General features: G+C 53.4%; 18 protein-coding genes. 9 read left to right on the forward strand and 9 right to left on the reverse strand.

Annotation, left to right across the window (positions count from 1 at the left end; genetic code table 11):
- The first annotated feature begins 66 nt into the window (after positions 1–66).
- Complete coding sequence (locus tag KP80_RS08875; RefSeq protein ID WP_052283277.1) at positions 67–972, forward strand: LysR family transcriptional regulator; 906 nt, start codon at positions 67–69, stop codon at positions 970–972.
- 17 nt (positions 973–989) lie between these two features.
- On the opposite strand, the gene KP80_RS08880 is transcribed toward KP80_RS08875, so the two are convergent.
- A complete protein-coding gene (locus KP80_RS08880; RefSeq protein ID WP_052283278.1) occupies positions 990–1,784 on the reverse strand; it encodes a helix-turn-helix transcriptional regulator in 795 nt (264 codons plus the stop codon).
- 102 nt (positions 1,785–1,886) lie between these two features.
- Here KP80_RS08880 and KP80_RS08885 point away from each other — a divergent pair, with 102 nt between their 5' ends.
- Positions 1,887–2,645 carry a class I SAM-dependent methyltransferase gene (locus KP80_RS08885; protein WP_052283279.1) on the forward strand — a complete coding sequence of 253 codons (759 nt, stop codon included), beginning with the start codon at positions 1,887–1,889 and terminating at the stop codon, positions 2,643–2,645.
- A gap of 65 nt (positions 2,646–2,710) precedes the next feature.
- On the opposite strand, the gene KP80_RS08890 is transcribed toward KP80_RS08885, so the two are convergent.
- Positions 2,711–3,718: a nitrilase family protein gene (locus tag KP80_RS08890; RefSeq protein ID WP_052283280.1), complete on the reverse strand. Its 1,008-nt coding sequence runs from the start codon at positions 3,716–3,718 to the stop codon at positions 2,711–2,713.
- Between the two features lie 97 nt (positions 3,719–3,815).
- Between KP80_RS08890 and KP80_RS08895 the strand changes: the two genes are divergently transcribed.
- On the forward strand, positions 3,816–4,697 hold the full coding sequence (locus KP80_RS08895) for a LysR family transcriptional regulator (RefSeq protein WP_052283281.1): 882 nt from the start codon (positions 3,816–3,818) through the stop codon (positions 4,695–4,697).
- 151 nt (positions 4,698–4,848) lie between these two features.
- On the opposite strand, the gene KP80_RS08900 is transcribed toward KP80_RS08895, so the two are convergent.
- Positions 4,849–5,895, reverse strand: a complete 1,047-nt coding sequence (locus KP80_RS08900) for an NAD(P)-dependent alcohol dehydrogenase (RefSeq protein WP_052283421.1) — start codon at positions 5,893–5,895, stop codon at positions 4,849–4,851.
- Positions 5,896–6,189: 294 nt separating this feature from the next.
- On the opposite strand from KP80_RS08900, the gene KP80_RS08905 reads away from it, so the two are divergent.
- Complete coding sequence (locus KP80_RS08905; protein ID WP_052283282.1) at positions 6,190–7,884, forward strand: NAD-dependent malic enzyme; 1,695 nt, start codon at positions 6,190–6,192, stop codon at positions 7,882–7,884.
- Positions 7,885–8,282: 398 nt separating this feature from the next.
- Positions 8,283–9,995, forward strand: coding sequence for an ATP-binding cassette domain-containing protein (locus KP80_RS08910; RefSeq protein ID WP_052283283.1), 1,713 nt, complete (start codon positions 8,283–8,285; stop codon positions 9,993–9,995).
- Positions 9,996–10,100: 105 nt separating this feature from the next.
- Here the strand turns inward: KP80_RS08910 and KP80_RS08915 are convergent, their stop codons facing one another.
- Positions 10,101–10,709: an inorganic diphosphatase gene (locus KP80_RS08915; protein ID WP_052283284.1), complete on the reverse strand. Its 609-nt coding sequence runs from the start codon at positions 10,707–10,709 to the stop codon at positions 10,101–10,103.
- 217 nt (positions 10,710–10,926) lie between these two features.
- Between KP80_RS08915 and adhP the strand changes: the two genes are divergently transcribed.
- Positions 10,927–11,937 carry an alcohol dehydrogenase AdhP gene (gene adhP / locus KP80_RS08920; RefSeq protein WP_052283285.1) on the forward strand — a complete coding sequence of 337 codons (1,011 nt, stop codon included), beginning with the start codon at positions 10,927–10,929 and terminating at the stop codon, positions 11,935–11,937.
- A 42-nt stretch (positions 11,938–11,979) separates the two neighbouring features.
- On the opposite strand, the gene araJ is transcribed toward adhP, so the two are convergent.
- The 4 genes from araJ to fdnG form a co-directional block, all read right to left on the reverse strand.
- On the reverse strand, positions 11,980–13,146 hold the full coding sequence (gene araJ / locus KP80_RS08925; RefSeq protein WP_052283286.1) for an MFS transporter AraJ: 1,167 nt from the start codon (positions 13,144–13,146) through the stop codon (positions 11,980–11,982).
- Between the two features lie 220 nt (positions 13,147–13,366).
- Complete coding sequence (fdnI, locus tag KP80_RS08930) at positions 13,367–14,023, reverse strand: formate dehydrogenase-N subunit gamma (protein WP_052283287.1); 657 nt, start codon at positions 14,021–14,023, stop codon at positions 13,367–13,369.
- Entirely contained in the window at positions 14,016–14,903 is an 888-nt protein-coding gene (fdxH, locus tag KP80_RS08935; protein WP_052283288.1) for a formate dehydrogenase subunit beta, read from the reverse strand. The genes fdnI and fdxH overlap by 8 nt, the downstream gene beginning before the upstream one ends.
- An 11-nt stretch (positions 14,904–14,914) precedes the next feature.
- Complete coding sequence (gene fdnG / locus KP80_RS08940; RefSeq protein WP_156315632.1) at positions 14,915–17,962, reverse strand: formate dehydrogenase-N subunit alpha; 3,048 nt, start codon at positions 17,960–17,962, stop codon at positions 14,915–14,917.
- Between the two features lie 218 nt (positions 17,963–18,180).
- On the opposite strand from fdnG, the gene yddG reads away from it, so the two are divergent.
- A complete protein-coding gene (yddG, locus tag KP80_RS08950) occupies positions 18,181–19,062 on the forward strand; it encodes an aromatic amino acid DMT transporter YddG (protein ID WP_052283291.1) in 882 nt (293 codons plus the stop codon).
- 180 nt (positions 19,063–19,242) lie between these two features.
- Here the strand turns inward: yddG and KP80_RS08955 are convergent, their stop codons facing one another.
- Complete coding sequence (locus tag KP80_RS08955) at positions 19,243–20,733, reverse strand: MFS transporter (protein ID WP_052283292.1); 1,491 nt, start codon at positions 20,731–20,733, stop codon at positions 19,243–19,245.
- A 120-nt stretch (positions 20,734–20,853) separates the two neighbouring features.
- Between KP80_RS08955 and KP80_RS08960 the strand changes: the two genes are divergently transcribed.
- Together KP80_RS08960 and KP80_RS08965 are read left to right on the forward strand one after the other, a co-directional pair.
- Positions 20,854–21,435, forward strand: a complete 582-nt coding sequence (locus KP80_RS08960; RefSeq protein ID WP_052283293.1) for a TetR family transcriptional regulator — start codon at positions 20,854–20,856, stop codon at positions 21,433–21,435.
- A gap of 178 nt (positions 21,436–21,613) precedes the next feature.
- The gene (locus tag KP80_RS08965) at positions 21,614–22,999 is read left to right on the forward strand and encodes a NarK family nitrate/nitrite MFS transporter (RefSeq protein ID WP_052283294.1); all 1,386 of its coding nucleotides are present in this window, start codon (positions 21,614–21,616) and stop codon (positions 22,997–22,999) included.
- Positions 23,000–23,150: the final 151 nt, after the last annotated feature.

The following is a 23,150-nucleotide window of genomic DNA, read 5'->3' on the forward strand; positions in this document are numbered from 1 at the left end:
AAAAGGGGGCGGTGAGATATGCCGTGCGGTTTATAGCGGTTATTAATCGGATACATAACGATATCTATGTCACGTTTACATGAAGTAGACCTGAATCTGCTGGTGGTCTTTCGCCATATGTACAGCGAACGCCATACGGGACGCGTTGCTGAAATTATGGGCCTGACCCAACCTTCAGTAAGCCATGCCATTAAACGGCTGCGCATCATGCTAGGGGATGAACTGTTTGAAAAAGCATCGCGCGGTATGCGCCCGACGCCGTACGCTGAAGCAATCGCCGGCGACGTTGATGAGATTTTGAGCTCGCTGGAGAAGACCCTCAGCTATCGGGATACCTTTAATCCCTGGGAAAGTTCACGGGAATTTCGCGTCGCCATGACCGATCTGGGCGAGATCTATCTGCTACCCAGATTGATGAATTTACTCGGCAAAGAAGCCCCGGGCGTGCGGATCACCACCGTTCGTGATACTGCGGTGCCGCTCAAAACCGAAATGGAAAACGGTGGCGTGGATTTGGCGGTGGGCCTGCTGCCGCAGTTGGAGGCGGGTTTCTATCAGCGTCGATTGTTCGACCAGCGCTATGTGTGCCTGATGCGTAACGATCATCCGCTCAGCACGGTTGAGTTTGATGAAACCGCCTTCCGCGAGGCGCAGCACATCAAGGTTATGGCACAGGACTCGGGTCATCGGCGGATCTTCGATCTGTTTGCCAAAGCGGGAATTGCCGACCAAGGGCTGCTCTGCGTACCGCATTTTATGGCCATTCCCTATATCCTCAGCGAAACGGACTTTATTGTTACCGTGACCGAGAAGCTGGCGCTGCAAACCGCTCAGCGTTTTGGTTTGACGATCCGTCCCTTACCTTTTGATTTGCCGGGTATTCAGATTAACCTGTTCTGGCACAGCCACGTACATCAGGACGCGGCAAATACCTGGCTGCGCCGCTGTTTTATGCGGCTGTTTACCGAATAAGTAAGTGACGTTGTCACTTACTTTTGGTTTGTACTCTCTGGGATCAGCATAATCATTTTTAATGCGCGGTTGCTGGTGAGCTGCCAGCTCAACTGGCGATAAACCAGTTCCCCTTGCTCGGCGTGGTGAAACAGACGTTCGCCGCCTTCCCGGACAATGACCTGCTGTTGTGACCAAAATTCACGAAAATCAGCGCTGTTCTCGCGCATTTGCTGCACAAAGGCATTCAATACCGTATCGTTTGCATAATGCACCGCATCGGCCCGTAGCTCCGCGACAATACGCCGGGCGCGGGCTTCCCAGTTATCAACCAGCTTGCGCGCCAGCGGATGCGCAAACATAAAGCGCATCATATTTGGCGTGCTATCTACATCGAGCCAACCGGCGAATAACGCCTCAGCACCTTTATTCCATGACAGCACTTGCCAGGTGAGATCCAGTAGATAACACGGCTGTGAGACGCTGTTCACGGTAGCCAATATCGTGGGTTCGACGGCAGGTACCTGCTCATTGAGCGGATCGCTTTTATGTGCCAGCAAAAACAGATATTCGCGCTCGGCCGCCGTCAGCTTCAGCGCCAATGCAATTCCTGAAAGCGTTTGTGCCGACACGGTAATATCGCGACCCTGCTCAAGCCAGGTATACCAGGTGGTGCTAATTGCACTCATCTGTGCCACTTCTTCGCGGCGTAACCCTTTGGTTCTACGGCGAGAAATAATCGGTATTCCCACCATTTCCGGTGAGGTATTTTCCCGCTTGACGCGTAAAAAAGCCCCTAATGCTTGCGGCCCGGTGAGCTGCGATTTGTCCATGGTAGTAACTCGATATACCCGTATAAATGCCCATATTGTACCCGTATTAATCCCGTCGTATAGTCGGTTTTAACAACAAAATAACAACAGAGGAAGACAGGTATGAGCAACCATCACGAAGCATTAGTACAGTCGCAGTTTAGCAGCCAGGCCGCCGCCTATTTACAGAGCAGCGTTCACGCCCAGGGGGTTGATTTACGTCGATTAAGCGAATGGATAGCAGATGATACAGCCGCGACCCTGCTGGATGTAGGCTGCGGTGCTGGGCACGCCAGTTTTACCGCCGCGCCGTTAGTGGCAAAGGTCACCGCGTATGACCTGTCAGAAGGGATGCTGGCGGTGGTCGCCCAGGAAGCGGAAAAGCGCGGCTTTGGCAACATCACCTGCACACAGGGGCCCGCGGAAGTACTGCCGTTTGCCGACCATAGTTTCGATATCGTTATCAGCCGCTACTCCGCTCACCACTGGCATGATATTCAGGCGGCGCTGATGGAGATCCGCCGCGTCCTGAAACCCGGTGGCCGTTTTATCATGATGGACATCGCGTCCCCCGGCAAAGCGATGCTCGACGTCTGGTTACAAACCGTGGAAATGCTGCGCGACCCTTCGCACATCCATAACTATTCACAGGGACAGTGGCTGGCGATGGTTAACAATCGCGGAATGATCGTCGAAAAACTGGTTAGCGATAAGTTGCCGCTGGAGTTCTCCTCCTGGGTTGCTCGCATGAAAACCCCGGAGAATATCGTTGAGGCTATTCGCTATTTGCAAAATAAAGTCTCCGACGAAGTCCGGGCCCACTTCGCCATTGCCGAAGATGGTAGTTTCGTCAGCGATACGATTATGTTCCAGGCGCGCTAATCGCCACAGGCAGTGACGCCGGGGTAATCCCGGCGTTGTTTATGGCGAGGTGCGGGAAGACATGATCAGTGGTTTGCGGGTGACTCATCTTTGTCAGCGTTGAATGACGGGATGTCCTGTGAAAATCTTGCCGTTCTGGCATCGCGCTCATAGCCCTGCGGTTCGCTTAATATCTGATACAGCTCAGGCCGTCGGCCATGAATCCATCGCCTTCCCGTAGACATCGCCAGCAACGTCAGATCGAGGTCGGCAAACACAATCGCATCTTCAACGGCGTCAGTTTCGTTAACCACGCGGCCATAGGGATCAAGGATCATCGCGTTACCGGTTCGGACTTCGCCATTATCAAGTCCCACACCGTTACTGAACAGGATGAAGAAACCATTATCATGCGCTCGTGAAGGTAACCAACGCATCAGCCATCCTCGCCCGCTATCTCCCTGAAATGCGGATTTTAGTGCGTCCGGATCCTGGTGACGGTTTTCCCAAAGATTGACCGGAATGGGCTTCATACCAAAGGGGCTACGTGAATTTGTACCGCCAGTCTGGTGAGGTGCAATCAGGATGTCAGCCCCCTTCAATGCAGTAATGCGAGCGTTTTCAACAAGATTGTTATCCCAGCAAATAAGAATACCCATGCGTACGCCCCAGGGCGTGTCGAAAACGGTGTAGTCATTGCCACGTGCGATGTCAGGGTGCTCGAAAGCATGCAGTTTCCGGTGAATATGCCGTTTTCCGTCAGGCATGCAGACTGCGTAGGCATTATATAATTTCCCGTCAGCCCCCTTTTCAATAAAACCGGCGCCAATCGCCATATCATACTTTTTCGCAAGGAGCGCGACGTTGGCCAGCGACTGGCTGGTGTCGGTGCTTTCAGCCAAATTGATGACCTCCTGAGTGCTGAGATCAGGTACGTGCCAGTAGCCCGTAATGCACATTTCTGGAAACGCCAAAATCTGGACGTTGTCCTTGTGGGCTTTGGCGATGAAATGTTCCATAACTGACAGGTTATATGCCTTGTCGCTTGCTCGATGGCAAAACTGAACTGAAGCGACACGAATACTTTTTTTCATCATGTTTATCCTTGTAATTCACTGAGAAGCCTAATTTCAGCAGAAAGAAGATAAGTATGTATAATCAGTAATTCTCCCCCTTTGATAACTGACTGGAATGGATATCAAACTACTGCGCGCATTCGTGATGCTCTCTCAAACTGGGGGATATCGGACTGCTGCGGCTAAGCTTTGCGTCACACAGCCTGCTCTGACAAAGCAAATTCAGATGCTTGAACACCTCTCTGGAATGACTCTTTTTCAGCGCGGTCGCCATGGTGCAAAATTGACTCTCGCGGGAGAGCAACTGCTTCAGGAAGCGCAGGATGCGGTGGATTACTATGAAAAATTTCTTAAAAAAGCGGCACACTTACAGAAAGGGAATGCAGGAAAAATCATGCTGGGATTTGGTATTTCCTCTTTTCGTATGGCGCCCGAGAAAGTTGCCATTTTTCGCGACGCGTTTCCTGATGTGCAGGTTTTTCTTAATGATATGCCTTCCGCGGTGCAGTGCCGCGAGTTGCTCGAAGGTAATCTCCAGGCCGGATTCGTACGGCTGCCCGTTTCCGAGCAATTACAAAGCACGGTTCTGACGGAAGAGAAACTCGTTCTTGCCGTTGCATCCGATCGCCATACCGGCTTAGCCGAGGCGTTGAAGCTTATCGAAAATAATCTTCTGCTCCAACTGTCGGCAAACCGTGGAGAAGGATTGTCAGCGCAAACCGCACACTTCCTGATGTCGCATAATTTGTTCCCCAAAAAAGTGGCCGCCGCCGATGACATTCAAACGCTGCTGGCACTGGTCGCAGCGGATGCTGGAGTGGCTCTTCTACCTGAAAGCGTCCGCTATATCCTTCCGTCAGGCGTTAATCTTATTGCGCTGGAAGGTGAGTTTACGACATGGCAAACCGGGATAGCGTGGAATGCACGGATAATCGATCCGCTTAGGGATAACTTCATTAATATCGTGATAGGCGAAACTGAGAACCTATCAGTTTGAGTGGCGAGGATAGTTAGCAAAACGGGGGCCGGAAAAGAGAGAACATGACTCACAGTAAACACTGACGGGTACACAAATAGTCCCACTATGAGGTGTTCTCCCCCCTCCAGACGCCCTGAACATTCACGAAATAAGTGACGCCGTCACTTATTTAACCGGCCAGAGACGCCATATCAATCACAAAGCGGTATTTCACATCGCTTTTTAGCATCCGCTCAAAGGCGTCATTAATATTCTGAATATCAATCACTTCAACATCAGCCGTAATGCCGTGTTTGCCGCAGAAATCGAGCATTTCCTGAGTTTCCGCAATGCCACCAATGCAAGAGCCGGCAATCGCGCGACGTCCTAATAGCAGCGGTACGGTGCTAAACTCCGGCGCATCCCCAACCAGGCCGACAAAGACCAGGGTGCCATCGAGGGTTAATGTCGACAGGTAGGGATTGATCTCATGCACGTACGGCACCGTATCGATAATGAGATCGAATTGATTTTGCACTTTCGCCATCTGTGCTTCATCAGTGGAGACCACCACGTGTGCCGCCCCCAAACGACGGGCATCGACTTCTTTGCCAGGAGAACGGGTAAACAATGTCACTTCCGCTCCCAGCGCGTTGGCCAGCTTAATGGCCATATGCCCTAAACCGCCGAGCCCAACGACCGCAACCTTACTCTGCGCATTAATTTTCCAGTGGCGCAGCGGTGACCAGGTGGTGATCCCGGCGCACAGTAGCGGTGCCGTGCCCTGCAAATCCAGCGTTTCAGGCACATGTAGCACAAAATCCTGGCTGGCAACGATAGACTGCGAGTAGCCGCCGTAGGTGGTGGAATGGTCGTGACGGTCCTGACCGTTGTAGGTCTGAATATTGCCCTCTTCGCAATACTGCTCCAGCCCGTGCTGGCAAGGCTGACAGACACGGCAGGAATCAACCATACAGCCAATTGCCGCTAAATCTCCGGCTTTAAACTTAGTCACACCGCTGCCGACGGCACGCACGCGCCCGACAATTTCATGCCCTGGCACAATCGGGTAGGTGCTAAAGCCCCAGTCATTGCGCGCCTGATGCAAATCGGAATGGCAAACGCCGCAGTAGAGAATATCGATAACCACATCATCGGTTCTCGGCTCACGACGTTCAAAGGAAAACGGCGCCAGCGGCGTTGATGGGTTTGTGGCAGCATAACCTAACACTTTCATGACGTTACCTCGCACTTCTGGTTTATCTTTCAGCCAAAATACGCTACAGCACATTGATTAACGCGACTATACCCGCGAACGCAATACCATCATGAGCCTGGTTCATGAATCGTTCTTGGCCTCCGGCAGCGCACAAAGGGTTAAGGTGGCGAAATAGTCAGCAGTTGGCGGTTTTTTTGTGCCCTTACCCCTAATTTGTCACCATCATGTTAATGGTTGCTCTATAATCTTGCGCGCTGCAGTTTCTGCCAGCCCGTCGCCGGGTCTGGAATGAAGACAACGGAGTTACGTAAGATGTTATCAGGTCATAAAAATCGTTCCCTGTATATCCCCTATGCGGGGCCGGTACTGTTGGAATTCCCTCTGCTTAATAAAGGCAGTGCGTTCAGCATGGAAGAACGCAGCAATTTCAACCTGCTCGGGCTGCTGCCTGAAGTAGTTGAAACTATTGAAGAACAGGCCGAGCGCGCCTGGATCCAGTATCAGGGATTTAAAACTGAGATCGATAAACACATCTACCTGCGCAATATCCAGGACACCAACGAAACGCTGTTCTATCGTCTGGTCGAAAACCATCTCGATGAGATGATGCCGGTCATTTATACCCCGACCGTAGGCGCCGCCTGCGAGCGTTTCTCCGAGATTTATCGTCGCGCGCGTGGCGTATTTATCTCTTACCAGAATCGTCACAACATGGACGATATTCTGCAAAACGTGCCAAACCACAATATCAAAGTGATTGTGGTGACCGATGGCGAACGTATTCTTGGCCTTGGCGACCAGGGCATCGGTGGTATGGGCATTCCAATCGGTAAACTGTCGCTGTACACCGCCTGTGGCGGGATTAGCCCGGCGTATACCCTGCCGGTGGTGCTGGATGTCGGCACTAACAACCAGCAGTTGCTGAACGATCCGCTGTATATGGGCTGCCGTAACCCGCGTATCAGCGATGACGAGTACTATCAATTTGTTGATGACTTTATCCAGGCGGTCAAACACCGCTGGCCGAACGTACTGCTGCAGTTCGAGGATTTCGCGCAGAAAAACGCCATGCCGCTGCTTAATCGCTATCGCGATGAAATCTGCTGCTTCAACGATGATATTCAGGGTACCGCCGCGGTCACCGTCGGCACGCTGATTGCCGCCAGCCGTGCGGCTGGTAGCCAACTTAGCGAGCAAAAAATTGTCTTCCTTGGTGCAGGTTCTGCCGGTTGTGGAATCGCTGAGCAAATCGTTTCCCAGCTGCAGCGTGAAGGCCTAAGCGAAGAACAGGCGCGTGGCCGCGTCTTTATGGTTGACCGTTTCGGCCTGCTGACCGATCAAATGCCGAACCTTCTCTCTTTCCAGAGCAAACTGGCACAGAAGCAGGAAAAAATTCAGGACTGGGCGCACGAGAATGATGAAATCTCTCTGCTGGATGTGATTCGCAATGCGAAGCCCGATATTCTGATCGGCGTTTCTGGCCAGACCGGGCTGTTCACCGAAGAGATCATTCGCGAAATGCATGCGCATTGCCCGCGCCCTATCGTCATGCCGCTGTCGAACCCGACTTCACGCGTAGAAGCCACGCCGCAGGATATTATCAGTTGGACCGATGGCCAGGCGCTGGTTGCCACCGGTAGCCCGTTTGCCCCGGTGGTCTGGAAAGACACGGTTTATCCGATTGCCCAGTGCAATAACTCCTACATCTTCCCAGGCATTGGTTTGGGTGTGATTGCTTCTGGTGCGTCACGCATTACCGACGAAATGCTGATGTCGGCAAGCGAAACGCTTGCGAAGCACTCGCCGCTGGCCACTCACGGTGAAGGCCTGGTGCTCCCGGAACTGAAAGATATTCACAAAGTGTCGCGTGCCATTGCGTTTGCCGTTGGCAAAATGGCGCAGCAGCAAGGTGTGGCAACCAACACCTCTGCCGATGCATTGCAGGAAGCAATCGACGAGAACTTCTGGCAGCCGGAATACCGCAACTACCGTCGCACCTCCATCTAATCGTGTCATAGCCCAGATTGAGTTACCGCATTGGGACTCAATCTGGCTACCAGACTTTAGCAGGCACGATGTTGAAGACCGGTATTTTTAAGATCTTCATAATGTATGTTGTAACTAATGTTTTATTCACTGGCGTAATATCACCCGTCCCGCTACACTGCATTCACACTTTAACCACATTACTGAAAATAAGGAGGCTAATTATGCTGTATCGTGAAAAATTTAATATTTCACATACACTTGGTGATCGCACCTGCTCAAGCGTTATCGATATCGTGCTGCGATAACTTCGGCTTGAGCGAAGACACTCACTCTTAATCCCTTCCCTCGGGCTTACTTAGTTATCGTCAGCGATGTTTGACGAGGCATTCCCATGCCTGTAACTCTTGAGTAAGCAAATGAGCACATTACTAACGGCACAATCTCTACACGTTGAGACGGCGTTTGGCCCTCTTTTCACCCAACTCTCTTTTACCCTGAAAAAAGGCGACCGTATCGGCCTGATTGGCTATAACGGCTGCGGAAAAAGTACCCTGCTTCAGGTGCTTGACGGCACGCTTGCGCCCTCTTCAGGACAAGTGTCACTCGCCAGCCATTGTTTGATGGCAAGAGTGGAACAGCATTTACCTTCGACATTGTTGAATCAGTCGCTTATCGACGCCGTCCTGGTGCAGCTACCTGTGGCAACACGTGAAAGTCAGCGGTGGCAGGCCGAACGACTCTTACTGGAAATGGGGTTTATCTCCGGCGAAATTGCGCAGACGGCATCCACGCTGAGCGGCGGCCAGCATACGCGTTTGCTCTTAGCGCGCGCGTTGATATTACAACCCGATTTACTGCTATTGGATGAGCCCGGTAACCATCTCGATCTGCCGACGCTGCTATGGCTGGAGAGTTTCCTCAATAGCTGGAGCGGGAGTTTCGTTCTGGTTTCGCATGATAATCCGCTGCTGGATGCAGTCACCAACACCAGTTGGATCCTCCGCGATAACCGACTACATGCGTTTGCACTGCCTTGTACCGCCGCTCGCCTGGCATTAGAAGAACAGGACGCCAGCGATGCGCTGCGTCATAAGGCCGAACAAAAAGAGATCGACCGCGTCACCGCTAGCGCCAAACGGCTAGCCACCTGGGGACGGGTGTACGACAACGAAGACCTCTCGCGTAAGGCCAAACAGATGGAGAAACAGGTCACGCGGCTAAAAGAGAGTCAGACCGAACTCACCCACGGCACGCCGTGGACATTAGCGTTGCACGGGGATGCAGTACGCGCAGATCGATTACTGGAGCTGGAACAGCTGTCGGTTCCACCGGCCCCCGGTCTTCCGCCGCTGTTCACCACCGGAATCGCGCGACTGCAAAGCGGTGACCGGGTGGCAATTATGGGCCGTAACGGCGGCGGAAAATCCTCGTTGTTACGGCTGCTGTGGCGACAAATGCAGCAGGATACGCCTGATGCTGGGCTACGGCTTCATCCACGTCTCCACGCGGGATATTACGACCAAACGCTGCATCAGCTCGCCGACAACGACTCGCTACTTGACGCACTCGAAGGTTTCGAGCCGTCGGCAGAAACGCGGAAACGAGCGCTCATTTCCGCCGGTTTTGGCTGGGCGCGGCATGGTCAAAAAGTGAGTACGCTGAGCGGCGGCGAGCGTTCACGCCTGCTGTTTGTTGGGCTATCGCTGGCTCGCTACAGCTTGCTGTTACTGGATGAGCCAACCAACCATCTGGACATGGACGGTAAGGAAGCACTGGCACAGACGCTGTGTGAATACTCCGGCGGTTTATTAATGGTCAGCCACGACCGCCAGCTTATCAGCCGCAGCTGTAATCGCTTCTGGCTAATTGACGAAAACGGACTTAGCGAATGGCCGGATGCCGATGCCGTTTATGCACAAATCAGAACCCACGATCGCGCGGACACAGAACAACAGACCGTTTCTGAAATACCCAACGTCACCATTGACGGTGATGAACTGCTGGAACGGCTGGTGATGCTGGAACAACGGCTTGCGGAAGATTTAGCACGGAAACCAAAGCACCAAAAACCGCAGCTACAGCAGCAATGGCAGGAGGAGATTGCGCGGATTAACCAACAATTGGGCTAATAGCGCGTAGAGGTTGTATCCGAACACCGCCATCCGGTTAGAGATGGCGGCTGAAATTATCCCTGAACAATAGCCCGGCCGAGCATAGCAACGCCGGGCTATTTTCTACTGCTGAGGCTGCGGGTGTTTCTCTTTCCACGCATCCCACGACTGCTTGATTTCTTGTTTTGCCGCCACGGCATCGTTAAAACCGCTCAGCTCCACGCTTTTGCGCCCGGCCGGCAGCTGCTTGTAGACGCGGAAGAAGGCTTCCAGACGCTCCTGCTCCATCTTTGGTAAATCGCTGATATTTTTAATTTCATCATAGGTCGGGTCAATTTTACTCGCGGGTACCGCGATAATTTTGTCGTCCTTCTCACCGCCGTCAACCATCTTCAGCACGCCAATCGCCCGCAGTTTGATGAGCGTCCCCGGCGCCATTGGCGCTCGGGTGTAGAACACCACATCCAGCGGATCGCCATCTCCGGCCAACGACTGCGTCAACGAACCGTAGTTCGCCGGATAGGCTACCGGCATTGACTGGAAACGGTCGGCGATAATAAACCCTGTTTTGGCATCGGTCTCATATTTGATGACCCCACCGGCTGGAATTTCGGTGACCGCGTAAAACTCTTCCGGATTGTTATCCGGCTGAGGAAAATCCAGTACGTTGTGCGCCTGAACGGCGGCTGAGAAAACCAGGCTTGCAGCGATGATTGTTTTGACCAGATGCATTGTCGTATCACTCTATTGTTATCAGAAAATAAAAACGACACGGTAGAGTTTGCAGTTGAACGCAAGATGACCATTTAATGGCACTTTTATGAACGCTTAACACTATCAAACTGAAAAACCACCATATTCTTCCCCCCTCCTGCCTTGCAATTTCGGCATTAATGACTAATCATTAATGAGTATTATTATCAAATACATATCAACCAGGAGTAAGGTTATGAAGGCTGCTGTTGTCACTCAGGATCATCAGGTAAACGTCACCGATAAAAAGCTGCGTCCGCTGCAGCACGGTGAAGCCCTGTTAAAAATGGAGTGTTGTGGTGTCTGTCACACCGACCTGCACGTGAAAAACGGCGATTTCGGTGACAAGACCGGGGTTATCCTCGGCCACGAAGGCGTCGGCATCGTTAAGGAAGTTGGCCCGGGCGTAACCTCACTGAAAGTTGGCGACCGCGCCAGCGTGGCATGGTTCTTCCAGGGCTGCGGCCACTGTGAATACTGCAACAGCGGTAACGAAACCCTGTGCCGTTCGGTTATCAACGCCGGTTATACCGCCGATGGCGGGATGGCTGAAGAGTGCATCGTTACCGCTGACTATTCAGTCAAAGTGCCAGACGGTCTCGATTCTGCCGCAGCCAGCAGCATTACCTGCGCGGGCGTGACCACCTACAAAGCAGTGAAAATTTCCAATATCAAACCGGGCCAGTGGATTGCCATTTACGGCCTTGGCGGCTTGGGCAACCTGGCGCTGCAGTATGCGAAAAACGTCTTTAATGCCAAAGTGATCGCGCTGGACGTTAACGATGCGCAGCTGAAGCTGGCACAAGAAATGGGGGCCGATCTGGTGATCAACTCCCGTAGCGAAGACGCGGCGAAAATCGTGCAGGAAAAAACCGGCGGCGCACACGCCGCGGTGGTGACTGCCGTGGCGAAAGCCGCATTCAACTCCGCCGTTGACGCCGTTCGCGCCGGTGGCCGTGTGGTAGCGGTTGGCCTGCCGCCAGAGTCCATGAGCCTGGACATTCCACGTTTGGTTCTGGATGGCATTGAAGTGGTGGGTTCACTGGTCGGTACGCGTCAGGATCTGACCGAAGCATTCCAGTTTGCTGCCGAAGGTAAAGTGGTGCCGAAAGTGACGATGCGTCCGCTGGAAGACATCAACGCTATCTTTAAAGAGATGGAACAAGGCCAAATTCGTGGCCGTATGGTGATTGATTTACGCCATTAATGCCCTGTGCCTCTCCCCCCAGGGAGAGGCAGTTTTCCACGTTCACCCACCAGCCAATACTCGCTGACGCTGCTGATAACGCGCATAGATAAGTAATGACGTCATCGCCAGGAACGATAGCGCTGCAGCCGGCAAGGCAACAGTATTCCAGCCAAAGTTTAACGTAATCATCAGACCGCCGAAGAATGCGCCAATAGCGCTGCCGAGGTTAAAGGCAATCTGCCCACCCGCCGCCCCGAGCATTTCGCCACCCTTCGCGTTTTGCAGCAGCAGAATTTGTAGCGGAGCCGACAGCGCAAACAGCCCAGCACAGCAGATAAATGCTAACGCCAGTGACGCAATCTTCATCCCGCCGAGCAGGAAAATCAGCAGCAGCGCCACGACAATCACGCCATCAGTGGTGGCTGCAATCCGCAGCGGACTGTAGCGACCCGAAAGTTTGCCGCTGAGAATATTGCCCAGCACCATGCCCAAACCCGCCAGCATCATGATGAACATGATGGCCCCTTCGGAAAAGCCGGAAACATTCATCATAAACGGCTTGATATAGCTAAACCACGCGAACACCCCTGCGTTGCCGAACATGGTAGCGGCGAAAATCAGCCACGGCGCCGGACTTTTCAGGAAATGGAACTGCTCGCGCAGACGGGCGTCGGATTTATCAAACAGCGTCGGGACCCAGGCAATAATTGCCACCAGCACCGCAGCGTCAAACAGCGCAATCGCCAAAAACGTATAGCGCCAGCTAAATTGATGGCCGAGCCATGTCCCGGCGGGAACCCCAACCAGATTGGCGACCGTCATCCCGGCAATCATCCCGGCGACCGCCGCAGTCACACGTCCTGGCGGTGCGATCTTCGATAGAATTATCGCCCCAACGCCAAAGAACGCCCCGTGGGGAAAACCAGAGATGAGTCGACCAATCGCCAGCATGACGTAGCTTGAGGAGACGGTGAACACGATATTGCCAAGGATACACAGCGCTGCCAGCAGCAACATGATGGATTTCAGCGAGTAGCGCGTTGAAAACAGCGCAATAATCGGCGCACCAATCACCACGCCAAAGGCATACCAGGAGATCATATTGCCTGCTGCCGGGATCGAAATACCGACATCACGCGCCAGTTCCGGGAGGACGCCCATAATACCAAACTCGGCCATCCCCAGACCAAAGGTGCCCAGTGCCAGTGCGAAAATTGTCTTTTTCATCCCTCTAATCACTTGTTTATGTTGCCTTTGCGGGACGGCATTATTGACCATTCGCTGACCACAGACCAGCCCAAATCGCCCAATGACGGGATAATCCATGAAAACAGTGCAAATGATTCATAGAACAAGGAATATCAGCGGATACACCAATAAAAAAGAGCGGTTCAACGTCCCCCCGCCCTGGGGACATCAAACCGCTCTCCGGTACTGCGAAAGAAACTTACTTCAGCCCTTCCGAATTCTCTTTCTTCGCTTCAAGACGCTCAACGTCACGATACCAGCGTGGGTGGTGCTTCTGCGCCCAGCGACGGCTGACTTTGCCTTCAATCATCCCTTTAATCGAGCCTTTTACCCAGAACGCCATATACATATGGATAAGGATCGCGTGGATCAGGATGATGGCAGTCGTCGCATGAATCAGCAGCGCATAGCGCACGACCTGAATCGGGAAATACTGCGCGAAGTACGGGCGCCAGATAATCACCCCGCTCACCAACAGCACGAAAATCATGCTCATGATGGTCCAGAACATCATCTTCTGCCCGGCGTTATATTTTCCGACGCGCGCGACCTTATGCTCATTGCCTTTCAGCACTTCGACAATCCCCAGCACCCACGGAATATCCTGCTTATCCGGAATGTTGTGATGCACAAAACGGGCGAACATAAACATCAGCACGACGAAAATCATCACCCCAAAGAACGGATGCAGAATACGCCCCATCTGCGGCGTCCCGAAGGTCTCCGTCAGCCACTGCAGCGTCGGGAAGAAGAAGGAAATCCCCGACACGGCCACCAGGAAGAAGCAAATCACCACCGTCCAGTGACAGGCACGGTCGATAAACTTCGTGCGTACAATCATCTTCGACTTACTCATGGCCATCTTCCTCCTCGTCATCATCCACTTCTTTGTTCGGGCCAATACCAATGTAGTGATAGATAAGCCCGGCAAAAGTAGCGATAAATCCGGCGGCAGACAGCGGTTTCAGCGCCCCTTTCCACAGATTAATGCTGGTATCAATCGATGGATCTTTTGGCAGCTTGTGATACAGCTCCGGCTGGTCTGCGTGATGCAGTACGTACATCACGTGAGTCCCGCCAACCCCTTCCGGGTTGTAGATACCGGCCTGCGGATAGCCGCGTTTCTTGAGCTTATCCACCCGCTCCTGCGCCACATCCAGCATCTCTTTTTTGGTACCGAAATGAATGGCACCGGTCGGACAGGTTTTCACACAGGCCGGTTCTTGTCCGACGCTGACGCGGTCAACGCACAGGGTACATTTATACACGCGGTTATCCTCTTTATTGAGGCGCGGAATATTAAATGGACACCCGGCGATGCAGTAACCACAGCCAATGCAATTGTCCTGCTGGAAATCGACGATCCCATTGGCGTACTGAATGATCGCCCCTGCGGATGGACAGGCCTTCAGGCAGCCGGGATCCTCACAGTGCATACAGCCGTCTTTACGAATCAGCCACTCCAGCTTGCCGTTCTGTTCGGTTTCGCTAAAACGCATCACCGTCCAGGATTTGGCACTCAGATCGGCAGGGTTATCGTAAACCCCCACGCAATGCCCTACCTCGTCGCGGATATCATTCCACTCGGAACAGGCCACCTGGCAGGCCTTACAGCCCACGCAGGAGGAGACATCAATCAGCTTAGCCACTTCCTCTTTGTAGTCCCGCGCACGTGGCGCGGGGGTCATAGAGTTAGTCGCAGAGCGTTTGATAATGTCTTGTGTTTCCATCGCCATCTAAACGCTCCTTACGCTTTCTCGATGTTAACCAGAAACGCCTTATATTCCGGCGTTTGCGAGTTGGAATCGCCAACGTTCGGCGTCAGGGTATTGGCGATATAGCCCTTACGCGCCACGCCCTCGTAGCCCCAGTGCAGCGGGATACCGACAGTTTCCACCTGCTGGCCGTTAACGTTGAGCGTTTGTAGACGACGGGTCACCACCGCCACTGCGCGAATAAAGCCGCGCTGGCTGCTAACCGTCACCTTGTCACCATTGGCAATGCCTTTGGCTTTCGCCAGCCCTTCGCTGATCTCCACAAACTGCTCCGGCTGTGCAATCGCATTCAAACGCGCATGCTTAGTCCAGGTATGGAAATGCTCAGTCAGACGATAGGTAGTCCCCACGTACGGGAACTTATCTTTCTTACCAAGGCGTACGGCATCTTGTTCATACAGACGCACAACTGGGCTTGAAATCACATTCGGGTGCAGCGGGTTGGTACCCAGCGGCGTTTCCATTGGTTCGTAGTGTTCCGGGAATGGCCCTTCCGCCAGCTTATCGATGGCAAACAGACGGCCAAGACCTTCCGGTTGCATGATAAACGGCATCGTCGCACTGCCCGGTGGCGCAGTATTAAAGTCCGGGATATCGTTCCCCGTCCATTTGCTCCCGTTCCACTTGATCAGCATCCGTTTTGGATCCCACGGCTTACCGTTCACATCCGCAGAAGCACGGTTGTACAGTACGCGACGGTTCAGCGGCCACGCCCATGCCCAACCCAGCGTATTACCGAGACCCGATGGGTCAGAGTTATCGCGGTTGGCCATCTGGTTGCCCTGCTCGGTCCAGCTACCGGCGTAAATCCAGCAGGAGGATGAGGTGGTACCGTCGTCACGCAGCAGCGCGAAGCTGTTGAGTAACTGCCCTTTTTTCGCCACCAGCACGCCGTTCGCATCATAGATATCCGCCAGCGCGTAGCCGTTGTTCTCTTTGGCCACCTCTTCGGATTCCGGATGATCCGGCTGTTTGTAGTGCCAGCCCATCTTCAGCAGCGGTTCAACGCCCTTACCGCCTTCTTCGCGATACATTTCGCGCAAACGATGGTAAATACCGGCCAGAATCTCGCCGTCGTTACGCGCTTCGCCCGGTGCATCCTGGCCTTTCCAGTGCCACTGCAGCCAGCGTCCGGAGTTGGCAATTGACCCATCTTCTTCGGCAAAACAGGTCGATGGCAGACGGAAGACTTCCGTTTGGATCGTCGATGGATCAACATCGTTCGATTCGCCGTGGTTCTGCCAGAAAGTCGACGTTTCGGTGACCAGCGGATCGATAACGACCATGTACTTCAGCTTACTTAAGCTACGAACAACCTTGTTCTTATCCGGGAACGATGCCACTGGGTTAAAGCCCTGGCAGATGTAACCGGTGACTTTGCCGTTATCCATCATGTTGAAGTATTTGATAACGTCGTAGGCCTGATCCCATTTCGGTAACCAGTTAAAGCCCCAGTCGTTATCTTTGCTCGCCGCATCGCCGTAGAACGACTTCATCAGGCTGACGTAGAACTTCGGATAGTTGCTCCAGTAGTTCACCTGATCCGCCAGCGTCGCTTTCGGCGTGTTCGCCGCCAAATAGCTTTGCAGATCTGTCTGTTTATCCGACGGCAGCGTCAGATAGCCCGGCAAGCTGGTCGACAGCAGGCCTAAGTCGGTTAACCCCTGAATGTTGGAGTGCCCGCGCAGCGCATTCACACCGCCGCCCGCCATACCCATATTACCCAGCAGCAGCTGAATCATCGCCATGGTACGAATGTTCTGCGCACCGACGGTATGCTGAGTCCAACCCAGCGCATACAGGAAAGTGGTGGTACGGTCGGCCGCACTGGTGGAAGCCAGCACATCGCACACTTTCAGGAAATCGGCTTTTGGCGTACCGCAGATGTTCTCCACCACGTCCGGCGTATAGCGGGAAACGTGCGTTTTCAGCAGGTTCCACACGCAACGCGGATGCGTCAGGGTGTCATCGCGTTTGGCATAGCCGTTTTCGTCGAACTGATAGTTCCACGATGATTTGTCGTACTGACGTTTATCGGCATCGTAACCGCTGAACAGGCCGTCTTCGAAGGTAAAGTCATCGCGCACCAGCAGGCTGGCGTTGGTGTAATGCTTCACGTATTCGGCGTTAATCTTATTGTTTTCGATAAGATACAGCAGGACGCCCGACAGGAAGGTAATGTCGGTACCGGAACGAATCGGCGCATAAATATCGGCCACCGACGCCGTACGCGTAAAGCGCGGGTCGACAACGATCAGCGTCGCATCGTTATTGTTCTTCGCTTCCATCGCCCAGCGGAATCCCACTGGATGGGCTTCAGCGGCGTTACCGCCCATCACCATCACGACGTTGGCGTTCTTAATATCAACCCAGTGGTTGGTCATCGCACCGCGACCAAATGTTGGAGCAAGACTTGCTACCGTTGGTCCGTGTCAGACGCGCGCCTGGTTGTCTACCGCCAGCATGCCAAGTGAGCGCACAAACTTCTGCGTCAGCATACCGGTCTCATTACTTGCCGCCGATGCACAAAGCATCCCGGTGGAGAGCCAGCGGTTAACCGTGACGCCCTGCTCGTTTTTCTCAATAAAGTTGGCGTCGCGGTCGGCTTTCATCAATTTTGCGATGCGATCGAAGGCTTCATTCCACGAAATACGCTGCCATTTATCTGAGCCAGGTGCGCGATATTCCGGGTAACGCAGGCGGCTTTCGCTATTTACGTAGTCCAGCAGACCCGCGCCCTTCGGACAGAGTGCACCCCGGCTGACTGGATGATCCGGGTCGCCTTCAATATGGTAAATGGCTTCACGGGTATTTTTTGCCCCATCACCCAGGCTATACATTAATAGCCCACAACCCACGGAGCAGTATGTGCAGGTATTACGAACTTCTTTGGCGCGCAGTAATTTGAAATTACGCGCCTGAGCCAGCGCTATTTTCGGGGCAAAGCCCAGCGCCGCTGCAGTCGTCCCAGCCATACCGCCCGCGCAGATTTTAAAAAACTTTCTGCGGCTGACGTCCATTGTTTTCCTCATTATCAGGTGAACTTGCCGGCCAAGCTAACAGCAATGCCCCTGATTTTTTTGCGTCAAATCAATGTCGAAAACCGAAGCCCCCTTAATAGTCAACGCCTGCGATTTTTATTAATCCTTTAGGGTTATGCGTTGCGGAAAATTATCACCAGTACCGGCGAAAAAATGCTATAACCGCAGACTTCGTTGATTAAAGCATCAGGTTGGGAATGGATAAGAAAAGAGCGACGCTCATTGGATTTAGCGCCATTATTCTGTGGAGCACGATGGTGGGTCTGATTCGCGGCGTAAGCGAGGGGCTTGGCCCCGTGGGCGGAGCGGCAATGATCTACAGCCTGAGCGGACTTTTGCTGATTTTTACCGTTGGATTCCCGCAGTTACGCCAAATTCCACCGCGCTATCTGCTGGTTGGCAGCCTGTTCTTTGTCAGCTATGAAATGTGTCTGGCGCTCTCGCTGGGATATGCAGGTACCCGTCAACAGGCCATTGAAGTCGGCATGGTAAATTATCTGTGGCCGAGTCTGACTATTCTGTTTGCGATTCTCTTTAACGGCCAAAAAACAACCTGGCTGGTCATTCCGGGATTATTACTGTCGATTGTTGGCGTCAGTTGGGTATTAGGCGGTGAACACGGACTGGATCTGGCGGAAATACGCAGCAATATCATCTCTAGCCCGCTGAGCTATATTCTGGCATTCGTTGGCGCGTTTATCTGGGCCGCCTACTGCACGGTGACCGCGAAGTATGCCAAAGGCAAAAATGGTATCACTCTTTTTGTTTTATTCACCGCGCTAGCCCTATGGGTCAAATTCCTGGTGGGCGAACAGCCGCCGATGATCTTTAGCTGGCCCGTGGTGATTAAACTGGTGACCTGCGCACTGGCTTTAGGATTTGCCTACGCAGCCTGGAATGTCGGGATCTTGCACGGCAATGTCAGTTTATTAGCCGCAGCCTCCTATTTTACACCGGTGCTGTCATCGGCGCTGGCGGCCTTCCTGCTAAGCGCCTCGCTGTCGTGGTCATTCTGGCAAGGTGCGGCAATGGTGTGTGGCGGTTCGCTCTTGTGCTGGTACGCCACCCGCCGTCCCTAAACGTTATTGGGCGCAAACTCGCCTCTGCGCCCAACATGATACCCAATCAATACCCTAACACCGTCCACGTAAGCAAAGTGATTAGGGGAAACGCCGGGATTTGGTTCCCAGAGGGACGCCAAACCCGGTGGTCACCCCGGGTATCTCAATCGTAAACTCGGCGTGTTAGGCGATATCTGGTTATACCGGATCCGGCACTTTCGCCAGCCCGCGCCAAATTCCTGCCGCCAACAGCAGCAATAGAACGCCTGCGGTTCCCAGCGCTACGCTGTGGGCACTGATAAATGCCGTCTGCGCCGCTTCCACCAACGCCTTAGCCGGGATAACCGGCAGCGACTGCGCCAGCTGCATCGCTTCCCCAATCGACGATGCCGCACGGCTTGCAGATTCGCTGTCCAGACTCTGTGGCAACACGATTGCCGCGCCGTAGCTGCGGGTGAGAATCAGGCCAAACAACGCAATCCCAAGCCCCGCACCCAGTTCATAAGCCATGGTTTCGATAGCACCGGCCGCCGCCGCTTTCTCTTTCGGTGCCGCCGCCATAATCGCTGATGTCGAAGCCAGAAGCGCGCTCGCAGCGCTAAAGCCTAACAGCGCCATCAGTCCCCACGCCTGCCACTGCTGAGTGCTGAAATCGGTCACCGACAGCCCCAGGAAGCTAAATGCACTTAACAGCATACCGCCGGTCGCCACCTGGCGCAGGCCTAAACGTGAAACCAGCATTCCGGCAATCGGGCCGCTAAAGCCACTGGCCACCATTACCGGCAGCATAAACATGCCCGCCTCAAACGGCGTTTTCTGATGCACAAACTGCAGTTCCTGTGCCATCAGCAGCTCAAACCCCACCAGCGTGACCAGCGCTGTCATTGCCATCACCACGCCACTTAAAATAATACGGTGGGTGAACAGACGCATATCGATCATCGGGCGCGTTGCCGCCAACTGCTGGCGAACAAAGGTCACCAACAGGGCCAGGCCCACCAGCGCCACCGACACGGTGATCCACGCGGCCAGCTGCCCTTTCAGCGCCGACTTGGCGCTATAGACCAGCATCAGAATGGCGGCGATCAGCATCAGCGCCTGGGTAAGATTTAGCGGCTGTTCATGGCGCGCCGGTTGACGCGGAACCAGACGAGCGCTGCAAATCATCACTACCAGCACAATCGGTACGTTGATCAGGAATACCGATCCCCAGTAGAAATGCTCCAGCAGCAGGCCACCGACCAGCGGGCCAAAGGCCGCACCGCCGGACCCGACTGCTGCCCACAGTCCCAGCGCCATATTACGGTGTCTGGCTTCGGCAAACGTACTGCGAATTCCCGCCAGCGTCGCGGGCACAATCATCGCCGCACCCACCGCCAGCAGCGAGCGGGAGACAATCAGCGCCAGCGCGGTAGGTGAAAATGCCGCTGCCAGCGAAGCAACACCAAAGATCCCGCTACCGAGCAGCAGCAGGCGTTTAAAACCGATCTTATCGCCGAGCGCACCCATCGGCAGTACCATCCCGGCCATCACTAATGAATAAATATCGATGATCCACAGCAGCTCGTTGCCGCTGGTCCCCAGCGCAACGCTCAGCGTTGGTGCCGCCACGTGCAGCACGGTCGCGTCGATCGCCACCGGGATATAGACCATCAAAATTGCCATAAGCGTTAACCATTGGCGTGACATAGTTCCTTTCCTCATTTCATTTATGTTGGACAGTTGTCCAGGAAAAGGATCCTGCCGGATTGTTGAACGCGTGTCCAATTTTTTGTTATTCTCAGTTAAACCCCACTTAAACAAAGAAAAATGAACTATTTAACTCGGGATGAACGGCGGGAAGTGATCCTTAAAGCGGCAATGCAGGTCGCGTTAAGCGGCGGCTTTACGGCGATGACCGTGCGCCATATCGCCACCGTTGCCGGCGTTGCCAGCGGCCAGGTCCACCACCACTTTGCCTCCGTGGGCGAACTTAAAGCGCTGGCTTTTGTGCGTCTGATTCGTGAAATGCTCGATATGCCGCTGGTTCCAGACGACGCGAACTGGCGTGAACGCCTGTTTGCCATGGTGGGCAGTGATGACGGTCGGCTCGAGCCCTATATCCGCCTGTGGCGTGAAGCGCAGCTCTTAGCCGATAGCGACAACGACATTAAAGGCGCATACCTGTTAACCATGGACATGTGGCACAAAGAGACCGTCGCGCTCATTTTACAAGGAACTGAGGCCAATGAATTTCGTCCGGGCGATAGCGCTGAAAATATCGCGTGGCGATTAATAGCGTTAGTCTGTGGATTGGATGGAATTTATGTATTGGGGATGAACGAAATAAATGACGAAACCTTCACTCGTTATATAAATAATTATATTACGATAGAGCTCAATCCCGCCTAATTTACATTTAGTAACACTTAACAACGTTTTATTCACAGCGCGTTTTCTTACAACGCGCTTTTTTTATCTATTCTTCAACGATAAAGAGATAAAACGGCCTGGCGATAATAATCTCCCTCCACCTACTCCGCTGTTTTTCCTTTTGTTTCTTTTTTATGACGCTGCTCTCGAGGGTATTATGGCAAATAATGAGAAAGAGAATCATTATCTTCTAAAAGACTGGAAACCTGAAAATTCGGCGTTCTGGGAAAATAAAGGAAAATCAATTGCAAGGCGAAATCTGTGGATTTCAGTAGCCTGCTTATTACTCGCCTTCTGCGTCTGGATGTTATTTAGCGCAGTGGCGGTCAACCTCAATAAAGTCGGATTTAATTTCACCACCGATCAACTCTTTTTATTAACCGCACTGCCTTCACTCTCCGGTGCAATATTACGTGTGCCCTACTCCTTTATGGTACCTATACTGGGTGGCCGCCGATGGACGGTTATTAGCACCATTATCCTCGTTATTCCCTGCGTCTGGCTGGGGCTGGCCATTCAAAATACCGCTACTCCCTACTGGGTATTTATTACCATCGCACTGCTGTGCGGTTTCGCCGGGGCTAACTTTGCCTCCAGCATGGGTAACATCAGCTTCTTCTTCCCGAAAGCGAAACAAGGCAGCGCCTTAGGCGTTAACGGCGGTCTGGGCAATCTCGGCGTCAGCGTAATGCAGATGGTCGCACCGGCGGTGATCTTCCTGCCAATGTTTGCTTTCATCGGCGTACACGGCGTTGCTCAGGAAGATGGTTCGACGCTTGCACTCAGCAACGCTGCCCTCATCTGGGTGCCGCTGCTGATTATCGCTACCCTCGCCGCCTGGTTTGGCATGAATGATATTGCCAGCTCCAAAGCATCGGTACGCGATCAACTGCCGGTGCTGAAACGCCCGCATATGTGGCTGCTGAGCCTGCTTTACCTGGCGACGTTTGGCTCGTTTATCGGTTTCTCCGCAGGCTTTGCCATGCTGGCGAAAACGCAGTTCCCGGACGTCAACATCCTCAAACTGGCCTTCTTTGGGCCGTTTATCGGCGCACTGGCACGTTCGTTTGGCGGGGTGATTTCCGACCGTCTGGGTGGAGTTAAAGTCACGCTGGTGAACTTCATTTTGATGGCGCTGTTCTCAGGCCTGCTGTTCTTGACTTTGCCGGGCAGCGGATCCGGTAGCTTTGTCGCCTTCTACGTGGTGTTTATGGGGCTGTTCCTCACCGCCGGTCTCGGCAGTGGCTCGACCTTCCAGATGATTGCGGTGATCTTCCGTCAAATCACTATCGATAGCGTGAAGAAACGCGGCGGCAGCGATGAAGAAGCCCAGCACGAAGCGGTTACCGACACCGCCGCCGCGCTCGGTTTTATCTCGGCCATCGGCGCTATCGGCGGTTTCTTCATTCCTAAAGCTTTCGGCACCTCTTTAGCGATGACCGGTTCCCCGGTTGGCGCGATGAAAGTGTTCTTTGTCTTCTACGTCGTCTGTGTGCTGGTGACCTGGCTGGTCTACGGCCGCCGTAAACCGACAACCAAATAAATAGAACGATTCCCTACGTCATGAACGTTGTAGGACGGCAGCACAGCAACGCCTCACCCACGATAGACATCGGTCTGTCGGGAGTGAGGCGCCTGCAACATCAACGATGGCGGAAAAATGTGAGCAGTGTAACCACGGAGACTTTGTCTTC

Origin of the sequence: Kluyvera genomosp. 1 (genome assembly GCF_001266615.1) — a bacterium.
Classification (GTDB): Bacteria; Pseudomonadota; Gammaproteobacteria; order Enterobacterales; family Enterobacteriaceae; genus Kluyvera; species Kluyvera cryocrescens_A.

Bases quoted from the DNA above. Each gene is read 5' to 3' on its own strand.
- KP80_RS08875 (WP_052283277.1), top strand. From the start codon at position 67: ATGTCACGTTTACATGAAGTAGACCTGAATCTGCTGGTGGTCTTTCGC.
- KP80_RS08880 (WP_052283278.1), bottom strand. From the start codon at position 1,784: ATGGACAAATCGCAGCTCACCGGGCCGCAAGCATTAGGGGCTTTTTTA.
- KP80_RS08885 (WP_052283279.1), top strand. From the start codon at position 1,887: ATGAGCAACCATCACGAAGCATTAGTACAGTCGCAGTTTAGCAGCCAG.
- KP80_RS08890 (WP_052283280.1), bottom strand. From the start codon at position 3,718: ATGAAAAAAAGTATTCGTGTCGCTTCAGTTCAGTTTTGCCATCGAGCA.
- KP80_RS08895 (WP_052283281.1), top strand. From the start codon at position 3,816: ATGGATATCAAACTACTGCGCGCATTCGTGATGCTCTCTCAAACTGGG.
- KP80_RS08900 (WP_052283421.1), bottom strand. From the start codon at position 5,895: ATGAAAGTGTTAGGTTATGCTGCCACAAACCCATCAACGCCGCTGGCG.
- KP80_RS08905 (WP_052283282.1), top strand. From the start codon at position 6,190: ATGTTATCAGGTCATAAAAATCGTTCCCTGTATATCCCCTATGCGGGG.
- KP80_RS08910 (WP_052283283.1), top strand. From the start codon at position 8,283: ATGAGCACATTACTAACGGCACAATCTCTACACGTTGAGACGGCGTTT.
- KP80_RS08915 (WP_052283284.1), bottom strand. From the start codon at position 10,709: ATGCATCTGGTCAAAACAATCATCGCTGCAAGCCTGGTTTTCTCAGCC.
- adhP (WP_052283285.1), top strand. From the start codon at position 10,927: ATGAAGGCTGCTGTTGTCACTCAGGATCATCAGGTAAACGTCACCGAT.
- araJ (WP_052283286.1), bottom strand. From the start codon at position 13,146: ATGAAAAAGACAATTTTCGCACTGGCACTGGGCACCTTTGGTCTGGGG.
- fdnI (WP_052283287.1), bottom strand. From the start codon at position 14,023: ATGAGTAAGTCGAAGATGATTGTACGCACGAAGTTTATCGACCGTGCC.
- fdxH (WP_052283288.1), bottom strand. From the start codon at position 14,903: ATGGCGATGGAAACACAAGACATTATCAAACGCTCTGCGACTAACTCT.
- yddG (WP_052283291.1), top strand. From the start codon at position 18,181: ATGGATAAGAAAAGAGCGACGCTCATTGGATTTAGCGCCATTATTCTG.
- KP80_RS08955 (WP_052283292.1), bottom strand. From the start codon at position 20,733: ATGTCACGCCAATGGTTAACGCTTATGGCAATTTTGATGGTCTATATC.
- KP80_RS08960 (WP_052283293.1), top strand. From the start codon at position 20,854: ATGAACTATTTAACTCGGGATGAACGGCGGGAAGTGATCCTTAAAGCG.
- KP80_RS08965 (WP_052283294.1), top strand. From the start codon at position 21,614: ATGGCAAATAATGAGAAAGAGAATCATTATCTTCTAAAAGACTGGAAA.